This is a genomic window from Micromonospora sp. CA-269861 (assembly GCF_050948505.1).
Lineage (GTDB): Bacteria > Actinomycetota > Actinomycetes > Mycobacteriales > Micromonosporaceae > Micromonospora.
Window position 1 is genome coordinate 1,662,679 of the sequence record NZ_CP192014.1, and the last position, 12,398, is coordinate 1,675,076.

The following is a 12,398-nucleotide window of genomic DNA, read 5'->3' on the forward strand; positions in this document are numbered from 1 at the left end:
ACGCTGATGTTCCGGCCGCGTGGGGAGGGCGGAGGGGCAGCGGTGAGCACAGTGGACGCACCCTCCAGAGCACGCGCCCCGCTCTTCTTCATCAGCTATTCGCGGGCGCCGGTCGGCCGGGCCACCGGCAAACCCGCCGAGTATGTCTCCCGTTTCTTCGAGGACCTCTCCGTGCACGTCAGTGAGCTGGTCGGCCCGGTGACCGGAGTGGACGCCGGCTTCCTGGACACCTCCATCGCCGGCGGCGAACGGTGGAGCCCGGAGCTTCTCCAGGCCGCCGGCACCTGTCAGGTCTTCGTTCCGCTGGTGTCCAGTGCGCTGCTCGGCAGCGACTGGTGTGGCCGGGAGTGGGACGCGTTCTCCCGGCGACGGATCACCCCGCGACACAGCTCCGCCTCGGCCCACGAGACGGCGATCGTGCCGGTCACGTGGTCGCCGACGAACGGCACGGCACTGCCTCGGGTGCTCCGCGACATCCAGCGCTTCTCCCCGACCGCGATGCCGGATCCCGACATCGCGGTGCACTACCAGCGGGACGGGGTCTACGGCTTGCTGACCATGCAGTGGGAGAACGCGTACCGGGCGGTGGTCTGGCGGCTCGCCCAACGGATCGTGGCCATCCACCGGTCGTACCTGGTCGAGCCCTGGGTGCCGGCGAGCCTGGACGAGCTGTGCAACAGGTTCGCCGAGGAGTCGGAATGAGCCCCCCGACGGACCGGCGTCGGTCGGGAGCGCGCGGGACGTACTTCTTCCTGAGCTACGCCCACTCGGCGCCGCCGCCCGGCGCCCGGGCCGATGCCGACGTCTGGGTCGGCCAGTTCTTCGCCGATCTGACCGAGGAGGTGCGGCGCCAGGCGCGCCCGGTCGCCGGGATGCGGATCGGCTTCTTCGACCAGCACATTCCGTTGGGCGCCGACTGGAAGGCCGCTCTCGCCGAGGCGTTGGGTGACGCCGAGGTCTTCGTTCCGCTCTACTCACCCGGCTACTTCAGTCGCCCCTGGGCGCTGGGGGAGCAGGAGTCCTTCCGGGCGCGGCTGGCCGCCGTCGGGTCGGCCCGGGTCACCGCCGGCCATCTCACCCCGGTGCTGTGGATCCCGTTCCCCCCGTGGGAGGCCCATCCGGAGCTGGACGGCGCCCTGGACCTGGGTCGGGACGTCCCGGAGTACGCCGCGGACGGCCTGCGCGCGTTCTGCATGCTGGCCTCCTACCGGTCCCAGTACGAGCTGCTGCTGAGCCGTCTGGCGAGCCGGATCGTGCACACCGCCGAGCGGCGACCGATGGGCCCGTCCCGGGCTCCCGGCCTGGACGAGGTCGTCCGCCCGGCCCCGACGGACCCGGACTTCGTCGTCGCCGTCCTGGCCCCGACCCGGGACCGGCTGCCGACCGATCGTGACCCCGCCGGCTACGCCACCAGCGGCCGGCTCTGGCGGCCGTACGGGCGCAGCCAGCAACTGCCCGCCGCCGAGTACGCGGCCAGCACCGCCGAGCGGCTCGGGCTGTCGGCCCGTACCGAGGACTTCGCGCAGGCCTCCGCGTTGCTCGATCGACGGCCGGCCGTGCTGCTCGTCGACCCGTGGATCGCGGCGGCGCCGGACGCGGCCGCGGTCCTCGCCCGCATGCTGCACGGCCTGCGGGAGTGGGTCGTTCCGCTGGTGGTCACCGACGACGACGACACCCAGGACGCCAGCGGCTGGGCCACCGAGGTGACCCAACTGCTGCACGACGCCGGTCTGCCCCAGGTGAAGCGCGCGTGCAACATGCCCGAGTTCGTCGACCTGATGCCGGCGCTGGTGACCGAGGCACGTCGGCAGTTCCTCAAGTACGGCCCGGTGGTTCCCTTCGAACCACCGCCGGAGCCGGTGCCGAGCCTGCGTGACGGCCTGCCCGCTGCCGGCTCGACCGACCCCGCGTCCCCGCCTGATGATCCGGCCCCACCGCGTACCCACGGAGAAAACCGATGAACAACGATCGCGAAGGCCAGGTCGTCACCTTCTACTCGTTCAAGGGTGGAACGGGTCGGACGATGGCGCTGGCCAACGTGGCCTGGATCCTGGCGGCCAGCGGCAGGCGGGTGCTCGTCGCCGACTGGGACCTCGAGTCACCCGGTCTGCACCGCTTCTTCCACCCGTTCCTTGATGCCGAGGCGATCCAGGGCACCAGCGGTGTGATCGACATGATCCGCGACTACGAGTGGGAGACCACCCGGGTCGACGACCGACCGGACCGCTGGATGGAGCAGTACGCCCGGGTGGGGCGGCACGCGTTCTCGCTTCGCTGGAACTTCCCCGACGGCGGTGGCCTCGACTTCCTCTCCGCCGGCCGGCAGAACAGCGACTACGCCGTCTCGGTGAGCGGGCTGGACTGGGACAACTTCTACAACCGGCTGGGCGGGGCGCAGTTCTTCGAGGCGTTGCGGGCGGACATGAAGCGCCAGTACGACTTCACCCTGATCGACAGCCGGACGGGGCTGAGCGACGTCGCCGACATCTGCACCCTGCACCTTCCGGACACCCTCGTCGACTGCTTCACACTGAGCGACCAGGGCATCGACGGCGCGGCCCGGGTGGCGCACTCGGTACGGGACCGGTACCGGCGGCGCGACATCCGGGTGCTGCCGGTGCCGATGCGTGTCGACCAGGCCGAGAAGGAGCGGGCCGAGGCGGGTCGCCTGCTGGCCATGCGCCGGTTCGCCGGGTTGCCGGCCGGCATGACCGAGGCGGAACGGCGGCGGTACTGGGCCGCTGTGGAGGTCCCGTACCGACCGTTCTACGCGTACGAGGAGACCCTCGCGACGTTCGGCGATCCGCCGGGCTCACCGACGTCGCTGCTTGCCGCGTTCGAGACGTTGACCGGGATCCTCACCGACGGTTCGGTGACCGCGCTGCCGGCGATGGACGAGTCGGTGCGGGAGCGGGGCAAGGCCCGTTTCCGTCGGCGCACCGAGGCGATCGACGACCAGATCGTGCTCCGGTACGCGCCGGAGGACGCCATCTGGGCCGAGTGGCTGGAGCGGGTGCTCAGCTCGGCGGGGCTGCGGGTGGTGGAGCCCACGGCTGCCGTCGGGTCCGCTGGTACGCCGGCCCCGCGCACGCTGACAGTGGTCTCGCCGGCCTACGTGGCGACGCCGTCCGGTGGTCTGCCCGACCGCGACACGAGCACCGGCTCCACGGCCCTCGCCGTGTACGTCGCCGACCTGCGTCCACTGGCGGAGTTTCCGTCCCAGAGTTCCACCAACCTCGTCAACGTCAGCGCCGCGACCGCCGTGGAACGGGTGTTGCGGCTGGTCGGCCGGCCGGTGCCGTCGTCGGCGGACGGGCCGGCGGCCGGAGCCACCCGTTACCCCGGCACCGAGCCGTTGATCTTCAACGCCCCCAACCGGAACGCCAGGTTCACCGGCCGCGAGGACGACCTGGCCCGGCTGCGCGCGCAGTTGCAGAGCGGGGGCAGCGCGGTGGTGCTGCCGGTCGCCCTCCAGGGCATGGGCGGCGTCGGTAAGACGCAGGTGGCTCTGGAATACGTGCACCGGTTCAAGACCGCGTACGACGTGGTCTGGTGGATCGTGGCCGACCCGCCGCAGTTCGTCGACACGGCCCTCGCCGACCTCGCCGGCCGCCTCGGCATTCTCGTCGGGCCGACCCTGCCGGACACGGTCCGGTCGGTGCTGCAGGTCCTCGGGCGTGGTGAGCCGTACGAGCGGTGGCTCGTCGTGCTGGACAACGCCGAAGAGCTCGACCAGATCGAGCCCTTCCTGCCGCAGGGGCCCGGGCACGTCCTGCTGACCTCCCGTAACCGCGCCTGGGGTGACCGGGCGAACCCGATCCAGGTGGACGTCTTCGACCGCACCGAGAGCGTGGCGCACCTCGCCCAGCGGGTGCCCACGATCAGTGCCGAGGAGGCCGACCGGGTGGCCGAGGCGCTCGGCGACCTGCCGATCGCGGTGGCCGCGGCGGGCGCCTGGCTCGCCGACACCGGCACGTCGGTCGCCGACTACCTGCGCCAGATCGAGCGGCACGGCCCCAGCGCCCTCTCCGTGGAGGCAACCTGGGACCTGTCCCTGAACCGGCTGCTTGAGCAGGCGCCCGCCGCGTACCGGTTGTTGCAGCTCTGCTCGGTGCTGGCCCCGGAGATCGCCCTCGAACTCATCTACAGCGACGAGATGGCGGCGGCCCTCGTGCCGTTCGACCCGTCGGTGTCGGAGCGGCTCGTGCGGGGCGCCCTGGTCCAGCAGATCAACCGCCTGGCGCTGCTCAAACTGGACGTCCAGGGCGGTCGGGTCCAGGTGCACCGGCTGTTGCAGGCGGTGGTCCGCGACCGGATGACCGACGACGAGATCACCGCGGCCCGACACCAGGTGCACCTGGTGCTGGCCTCGTCCCGGCCTCGTGGCGACGTGGACGACCCGACCACCTGGGCCCGGCTGCGCATGCTCTGGCCGCACCTGGAGGTCTCCGAGGCACTGACCTGCCCCGACGAGTCGGTGTGCCAGTTGCTGATCGACCGGGTTCGCTATCTGTGGCAGCGCGGCGGTCTGGACCAGGCCGACGGGTTCAGCCAGGAGGTGGACGACACCTGGAGCGCTCGACTCGGCGACACGCACGACGAGGTGGAGGCGTCGGCGCTGGGCCGCCAACTGCTGCACCTGCGGTTCAACCGGGCGAACATCCTGCGCAGCCTGGGCCGGTTCAACGAGGCCCGGGACCTGGACGAGGCGGTGCTGGCCGAGCAACGCCGGCTGCTGGGCCCGCTGCACCCGCACAGTCTGATGACCGCCGGCAGCCTCGGCGGTGACCTGCGGGCGCTCGGCCGCTACGCCGAGGCTCTGGAACGGGACAGGTCGACCTACGCCTCCTGGCTCCAGGTGTTCGGCGAGGACCACCCCCGGACGTTGAGCGCGGCGAACAACCTCGCCGTGTCGTACCGGCTGGTCGGCGACTACCGGTCGGCCCGTCGATGGGACGACGAAGTGCACCAGCGGCGGCGGCTGGTGCTCGGCCCGACGCATCCCTACACCCTCGTCTCCGCTGTCCGGCTCGGCAGTGACCTGCGGGAGGCCGGTGAGTACGAGAGGTCGGCCACCCTGCTGCGCACTGTGTACGACACGTGCTGCGAGGTGCTCGGGCCGGATGACGGCCAGAGTCTCGCGGCTCAGGTCAACCTGGCGGTGTCCCTGCGCAGCTCCGGTCGAGGCAGTGAGGCCGCGCCGATGTTCGAGACGGCCTACCGCGAACTCGACGAACGCTTCGGTCCGGACAACCCGGACACGGTGGCGTGCCGGTCGAGCCGCGCGGCGAACCTGTTGGCCGTCGGCGACGCGGCTCGGGCGTTGACCGAGATGAACGCCGTGCGGCAGGCGTTCGAGGAGCAGCTCCGGCTCGGCCCGGAGCACCCGCACGCCCTGGCGACGGTGAGCAACATCTCGGCGGCCGAGCGCGCTCTCGGCCGCCGGTCGGACGCCCTCGCATCGGCGGCCCGGGCGGTCGGTGAGTTGCGCAAGGTGCTCGGGCCGGACCACCCGCACACCCTCGCGGCGGAGGTCAACCAGGCGGTGTGCCTCGCCGAGGAGGGTGACTGGGAGTCGGCGCGGGACCGGCTGCGGGAGACCGCCGGCCGGCTGGCCTCGGTGATCGGTGCGGACCACCCCGACACGCTGCGCTGCCTCGGCGACCTCGCCCTGGTGGCGAGGCGGGCCGGCGACGGCACCGCCACCGAGGACGTCGGCGTCGTGGCGGACCGGCTGGCCGAGGTGATCGGTGTGGAGCATCCGACAGTGCAGACGCTGCGCGAACGGCGGTTCGTGGTCCGGGTGATCGACCCACACACGATCTGACCGGGTCGTCCGTTCGGCGGGCGGGTCGGGTGTCCGGGCCGGCCCGCCGGTCCCGCCGTGCCGGGCCGGTCGCTCAGAGCTGTGGGATGGTGGCGAGGTCCGGTGTGGCCAGCCAGGTCAGGGTCTGCGGGAGGATCTCCACCGCCCCGAAGTGCGCGGCGCCGGGCTGCACCTGCACCTCGGCACGCGAAATCCGCGAGGCGAGCCAGTGCGAGTGCTCCACCGGGGAGAAGCGGTCCTGCTCGCCGTGCCAGAGCCGGACCTTCGCGCGGATGGCACCCAGGTCGAACCCCCAGCCGCGCCGGATCGCCAGCACGTCGTCGATCCAACCCTCGGGGCCGTGTCGCAGCGCCTCGGAGTACATGTCGGTCAGCAGCCGGCGGATCGCGATGTCGTCGACGACCCGGATGTCCTCGTCCGGCAGTTGGGGGCGGAGGAAGTCCAGCAGCGTCATCGGGTCCCGGCGGGCCTCGTCCGCGCGGACCTTCAGGTTGAGCGTGAGCTCGGCCAGGTCCTCGTCGGCCTGCCCGTAGTCCTCCACGTTCGATTCCGCCATGCCCGCGTACCAGTCCAGGTCGGGAGCGCCGGCCGGGGCGAGCCCCACCAGCACGGCGGCCCGGGTGACCCGGTCCGGCAGCAGCGCGGCGCAGGCCAGGGCGTGTGGCCCGCCACCGGATCGGCCCACCACCGAGAACCTGTCGATGCCGAGGTCGTCGGCGATCGCCGCCACGTCGGCCGCCGCGTCGGCCACCCGCCGACCCTCGTGCCGGTCGGAGTCGCCGTACCCGGGTCGGTCGTAGCAGACGAGGTGCACGCCGAGGCGGTAGACGACGATGCCCCGGGGTCGGGGGCCGCTGCGGCTGCCCGGGGTGCCGTGCAGCAGGAAGACCGCTGGCCCGTCCGGTGCGCCCGAGGTCTCCACCGCGAGGCGCCGTCCGTCCGGGGTCGTGACGGTGCGCTGTGTCGCATCTTGTCGCGTCACGGTTGGCCTCCCGCGGGTCGTCATGTGCTCCCCCGTGAACGGAGCCGCGCATCGTCGGCGCCGAGTGCAAAGCCCCCGAAATCGCCCAGAACACATTCTTGTTGTGCAGCGTACTGCCCGTCGTGGATGCCCGCCATGGGCCAGCGGGTCAATGCCGGTGGGTTGGGCCCCCCTGACGGGCCGCTACCCTGGTAGCCCGAGGGGAAGGGGCACCAAGAGGGTGGCTAGGACCTACAACGTCGTGACGTACGGCTGCCAGATGAACGTGCACGATTCTGAGCGGATCTCCGGCCTGCTCGAACAGGCCGGCTACGTGCGCGCGGTGCCGACCGACGACACCCCGGACATCGTCGTCTTCAACACCTGCGCGGTGCGCGAGAACGCGGACAACCGGCTCTACGGCAACCTCGGTCGCCTCCGCCCGGTGAAGGACAAGCACCCCGGGATGCAGATCGCTGTCGGCGGCTGCCTGGCCCAGAAGGACCGGGGCGACATCGTCCGCAAGGCGCCCTGGGTGGACGTGGTCTTCGGCACCCACAACATCGGCGCGCTGCCGGTCCTGCTGGAGCGGGCCCGGCACAACGCCGCCGCCGAGGTGGAGATCCTGGAGTCCCTCGACGTCTTCCCGTCCACGCTGCCCACCCGCCGCGAGTCCACCTACGCCGGCTGGGTGTCGATCTCGGTGGGGTGCAACAACACCTGCACGTTCTGCATCGTGCCGGCGCTGCGCGGCAAGGAGAAGGACCGGCGCCCCGGCGACATCCTCTCCGAGGTGCGCGCCCTGGTCGACGAGGGCGTGCTGGAGGTGACCCTGCTCGGGCAGAACGTCAACTCGTACGGCGTGGAGTTCGGCGACAGGTACGCGTTCGGCAAGCTGCTGCGGGCCTGCGGCGACATCGACGGGCTGGAGCGCGTCCGGTTCACCAGCCCGCACCCGAAGGACTTCACCGACGACGTGATCGCCGCGATGGCCGAGACGCCGAACGTCTGCCACTCGCTGCACATGCCGTTGCAGTCCGGCTCCGACGACGTGCTCCGGGCGATGCGCCGCTCCTACCGCTCCGAGCGCTACCTGGGGATCATCGAGAAGGTCCGGGCGGCGATGCCGGACGCGGCGATCACCACCGACATCATCGTCGGCTTCCCCGGTGAGACCGAGGCCGACTTCCAGCGCACCCTGGACGTGGTGCGGGAGGCCCGGTTCTCCTCGGCCTTCACCTTCCAGTACTCGAAGCGCCCCGGCACCCCCGCCGCGACCATGGACGATCAGCTGCCCAAGCAGGTCGTGCAGGAGCGCTACGAGCGGTTGGTCGCCACCGTCGAGGAGATCACCTGGGCGGAGAACAAGCGCCTCGTCGGGGAGACCGTCGAGGTGCTCGTTGCGATCGGCGAGGGTCGCAAGGACGAGCGGACCGGCCGGATGTCCGGTCGGGCCCGCGACGGTCGGCTTGTGCACTTCGCGACCGAGACCCCCGGCGGGGAGTCGCTTGCCGGTCAGATCCGGCCGGGCGACATCGTGCACACCACGATCACGTACGCCGCGCCGCACCACCTGAACGCCGACGGAGCGCTGGTGGCGCACCGCCGCACCCGGGCTGGCGACGCGGCCGAGGCGGGTCGCTCACCGCGTACCCCCGGGGTGTTGCTCGGTCTGCCGACGATCGGCGCACCGCCGGTCGCGCCTGCCCCCGCCGCTGGCTGCGCCACCCACTGAGCTGCGTGAGGGCCCCTTGTCGTCGCCGCGCGACGACAAGGGGCCGCCCGGTCAGACGGTGATCCGGCCGGCGCCGGCGCCCGCCGTCACGATGGACTTCACGTTGCTCGCGGTGTCGAGCTGGTACGAGTACGGGATGCTGGCCACGCTGCCGCCGGCCTGGCCGGTGGGCGAGTTGACGAAGTGGTTGTTGCGGGCGACGAGGCTGCCCGGCCCCGAATCCCCCTCACCGAGGTGGTACGGGTCGTCGACGTTCTCGAAGTAGTTGCCCTCGACGAGCACGCCGGCGTTCTCGGTGGACGCGACGCCGTAGCCGCCGTTGGCCCGGTAGTAGTTGTTGTACACGTGCACCGGGTTGCCGAAACGCACCCGAGGGTTGCGCTGGTTGCTGCCGTCGAACCAGTTGTGGTGGTAGGTGACCCGCAGGTGACCGACGTCCTGGCTGGCGTTGTCGTCGCTGTGGCCGAGCAGCATGTTCTTGTCGTGGCTGAAGACCCGGTTCCACGAGACGGTGACGAAGTCCGAGCCGCGCTTGATGTCGACGGCGCCGTCGTACCCGTTGCTGAAGCTGTTGTGGTCGATCCAGATGTTGGTGGCCGACTCCTGCACGTTGATCGCGTCGTCGTTCCAGTCCCGGAAGCTCAGGTTCCGGATGATCACGTTGCGGTCACCGTTGATGTTGAACCCGCAGCCGGCGATTGTCGCGCCGGAGTTGCCGAGGATGGTCTTGTTGGACCGGACCCGCAGCATGCCCGAGCAGGAGATCGTTCCGGACACCCGGATCACCGCGGCGCCTGTCGCGTTCAACGCGCTGGTCAGCGCGGAGGCGTTGGTGACGGTGGTCGTGCCGGCGTTGCCGCCGCCGGTGGTGCCGCCGTTCTGGGTGGCCCAGCCGACCAGGCCGGTCTGCGGGGGCGTGGTGGGCGGTGGGGTTGTCGGTGGCGGCGTTGTCGGCGGCGGGGTGGTGGGCGGCGGCGTGGTCGGTGTGGTGCTGCCGGTGCAGGCCACGTTGTTCAGGGTGAAGCTGCTCGGATTCGGGTTGCTGGAGTTGTTCCAGCTCGCGTTGAAGCCGAACGTGGCGGTGCCGTTGGTCGCCAGGTTGCCGTTGTAGTCGACGTTGGTCGCGGAGACCTGGCTGCCGCTCTGCGAGGCGGTGGCGCCCCACGCCTGGCTGACCTGCTGACCGGCCCCGTACGACCAGCGCAGCGTCCACCCGGAGAGCGGGTCGCCGAGGTTGGTGACCGTGACGTTGCCGGTGAATCCGCCCGGCCACTGGCTGGCGACCGAGTAGGCGACCTGGCAGCCGGCGGCCGCCTGGGCGGACGCGGAGGTCAGCAGCCCGGCGGTGACCAGGGTGGCGGTGGCTGCGGCGGTGGTGGCGATCAGCGTCATTCGACGCCGTCCTGTGCGCATGCTGCTTCCTTTCGACGAGGCGGGCGGAGGTGTCGCGACGCCCATGCCCGTGGGCGGCGAGTCTCGGCCGGGACCAGTGGTCCTCGGGCCCGCCAGTGCAGGTTCGTGAAGGAGAGCGGCTCCAGCGCTCGCGCCCACCGACGAAGAGGCAAGCGCTTTCCTGATGAAAGCATAGAAGAGTGTTGATGTAAATGGTCGGGGCGGCCGATGCGGTGCGCACCGGCCGCCCCGACGGCTCAGCAGCTGGTGCCGCTGAGTTTCACAGTGCCCGGTGCGCTCGCGGTGCCGTTGGCGGTGAAGCCCACGGTGACCGACCCGCCCGCCGGCAGGGACGGGGCGTGGCCCGGAGCGGCCGCGGTGACAGTCGTGCCGGACTGCGTGACGGTGGCGTTCCAGCCACTGCCCAGCGTCACCCCGGACGGCCAACTCCAGGTGACCGACCACGGGTTCACCGCGCCCGAGCCGGTGTTCTTCACGGTCAGCTCGCCCTGGAAGCCGCCCTGCCAGGCATTGACCTGTCGGTAGGTGGCCGTGCAGGCACCGGTCGGCGGGTCCGTCGGCGGGTTCGTCGGCCCACCTGTCGGCGGCCCGCTGGTGCCGCCACCGGACGGCGCAATCAGGTACGGCTGGAGGATCGCCTGCTTGGCGGTGTTGATGTTGGTCCAGTCGTCCAACGCGATACCCCCGGTGTCACCCGAGTTCGGGTTCCACGACCAGTAGGTGAAGGACATCCCGGTCACCCCGGTCCCGGTGTACGCCATCAACTTCTCCAGCCACACCTTGTCCTTCGGGTCGACCAGGGTGCTGCCGAACTCACCCATCATGATCGGCGCGATGTTCTGCTTGTAGAGGTAACCGAAGTACTTGTCCCAGATGGCCGGCATGTTCGCCGGGTAGTCCGGGGCGTCGAACCAGGTCTGCCGGTACACCGAGGTGGCGTACTCGTGCGGCGAGTAGACCAGCCGGTTCGCCACGTTCAGTCGTACCGGGAACTGGCCGGCCTTCGACAGGTTGCCACCCCACCAGCCGCAGTCCTCGTCGTTGCTCGGGTCGTTGTCCCAGACGTTGGAGAGACCACCGCTGGGGCAGCTCACCCCCTCCACGAAGATCAACCAGTTGGGCTGGACACCGAGGATGGCGTTCCCGGCCCGCTCGGCGGCGAGCCGCCAGTCCCGGGTGGTGTCCCCACAGCCCCAGCACGCACCGGTGGCCGCCGGGTTGGTGCCCTCCGCGTGCGGCTCGTTGTGCAGGTCAGCGCCGATCACCGTCGGGTTGCCCGCGTACCGCTGGGCGAGCATCTTCCAGTCGTTGATCCAGGTCGCCTCGGAAACCGTCGACGTGTACCACAGCGGCGACTGCCCGGCCGCCGTCGGCCGGTGCCGGTCCAGAATGATCCGCATACCCTTGCTGCCGGCGTACTCGATCACCTTGTCCAGGATCTGCAACGGTGACAGCCCGATCAGGTCCGGGTTGACGAAGTCGTTGATCCCACTGGCGGTCGCGCCCGACTTCAGCGCGTCGTTCGAGTACGGCACCCGCAACGTGTTGTAACCCAGCCGGGCCATCGTGTCGAGCTGTCCCCGCCACGGGTTGTTCGACCACAGCCCGTGGAAGGTCTTGTTGTCGGTCTCCATGCCGAACCAGTTGATGCCGGTCAGCCGGACCGTGGCACCGGTGCTGTCCACGATCTGGTTGCCGCTGGTGCGCAGATAACCGGTGCCGGTGCCAGCGGCAACGGCCGGGCTGGTGCTGACGGCGGCGGCGACGAACACACCTGCCGCGACGGTGGCGAGCGCAGTGAGCGCACCGCCGAGAGCTTTGGGACGGAACATTCGAGCTCCACTTCGGAGGCCCGGCGTCATCGGTCGACGACGCCGGCGGGCGGCCGTCCGCACGTCACGGTCCCTCAGGGGTACGCGGACAGTGCGCGACGGCCCATGTCACGCGGACGTGGTCACTCGCGGAAGCTCACCGGCGACCCTCGACGGCGGTTGCTCCGCCCTCGTCGCCCTCGTCCCGGTGGCCCTACCCGGCTCCGTCGCTCATTCTGATCAGCCCACCTCTATGCGTCAACCTGCGCACCGCCCGCGCTGCTCGGCCCGCCCGCGCCCCCAGCCCACCCGGCCGCGTTGCCCGCCCGCGCTGCCCGCCCGCGCCGCCCCGCCCGCGCTGCCCGCCCGCGCCGCCCCGCCCGCGCCGCCCGGCCGCGTGCCCGCCCGCGTTGCCCGCCCGCGCCGCCCCGCCGCGCGACCACACCCATGATCACGCTCGATCCTGGATTTAGTGGCTTCCCGGCGCTCCGTGGCCACTACATCCTGGATCGAGCGCGACCTTGCGGCGGCGAGCACCCAAAACCGCGCTCCCGGTCTCTCAGGGCCGTGCTCGTCGTCAAGATCCGCGCAGCATCACGGATGTTGCTGTCTCACGGGCGCCGGAGGCAGCACCATCAGGGAAGTTGCGCG

Annotated in this window: 7 protein-coding genes; 4 read left to right on the forward strand and 3 right to left on the reverse strand. The window is 71.1% G+C overall.

Going from position 1 to position 12,398, the window contains the following annotated elements; translation table 11 throughout:
- Positions 1-42 precede the first annotated feature (42 nt).
- From ACQP0U_RS07650 to fxsT, 3 genes are read left to right on the forward strand one after another with little or no spacing between them, the layout of a single operon-like run.
- Positions 43-702: a TIR-like protein FxsC gene (locus tag ACQP0U_RS07650; protein WP_433317009.1), complete on the forward strand. Its 660-nt coding sequence runs from the start codon at positions 43-45 to the stop codon at positions 700-702.
- Positions 699-1,961, forward strand: coding sequence for a TIR-like protein FxsC (locus ACQP0U_RS07655; RefSeq protein ID WP_433317011.1), 1,263 nt, complete (start codon positions 699-701; stop codon positions 1,959-1,961). Before ACQP0U_RS07650 ends, ACQP0U_RS07655 begins: the two co-directional genes overlap by 4 nt.
- A complete protein-coding gene (fxsT, locus tag ACQP0U_RS07660) occupies positions 1,958-5,827 on the forward strand; it encodes an FxSxx-COOH system tetratricopeptide repeat protein (RefSeq protein WP_433317013.1) in 3,870 nt (1,289 codons plus the stop codon). The genes ACQP0U_RS07655 and fxsT overlap by 4 nt, the downstream gene beginning before the upstream one ends.
- Before the next feature lie 73 nt (positions 5,828-5,900).
- On the opposite strand, the gene ACQP0U_RS07665 is transcribed toward fxsT, so the two are convergent.
- Positions 5,901-6,809: an alpha/beta fold hydrolase gene (locus tag ACQP0U_RS07665; protein ID WP_433317018.1), complete on the reverse strand. Its 909-nt coding sequence runs from the start codon at positions 6,807-6,809 to the stop codon at positions 5,901-5,903.
- Positions 6,810-7,068: 259 nt separating this feature from the next.
- On the opposite strand from ACQP0U_RS07665, the gene miaB reads away from it, so the two are divergent.
- The gene (miaB, locus tag ACQP0U_RS07670) at positions 7,069-8,523 is read left to right on the forward strand and encodes a tRNA (N6-isopentenyl adenosine(37)-C2)-methylthiotransferase MiaB (RefSeq protein ID WP_433320679.1); all 1,455 of its coding nucleotides are present in this window, start codon (positions 7,069-7,071) and stop codon (positions 8,521-8,523) included.
- A gap of 51 nt (positions 8,524-8,574) precedes the next feature.
- Here the strand turns inward: miaB and ACQP0U_RS07675 are convergent, their stop codons facing one another.
- Both ACQP0U_RS07675 and ACQP0U_RS07680 read right to left on the reverse strand, forming a co-directional pair.
- Positions 8,575-9,936, reverse strand: coding sequence for a cellulose binding domain-containing protein (locus tag ACQP0U_RS07675; protein ID WP_433317020.1), 1,362 nt, complete (start codon positions 9,934-9,936; stop codon positions 8,575-8,577).
- Positions 9,937-10,172: 236 nt separating this feature from the next.
- Positions 10,173-11,768 (reverse strand): cellulase family glycosylhydrolase, encoded by a 1,596-nt coding sequence (locus ACQP0U_RS07680; protein WP_433317022.1) that lies wholly within the window; start codon positions 11,766-11,768, stop codon positions 10,173-10,175.
- Positions 11,769-12,398: the final 630 nt, after the last annotated feature.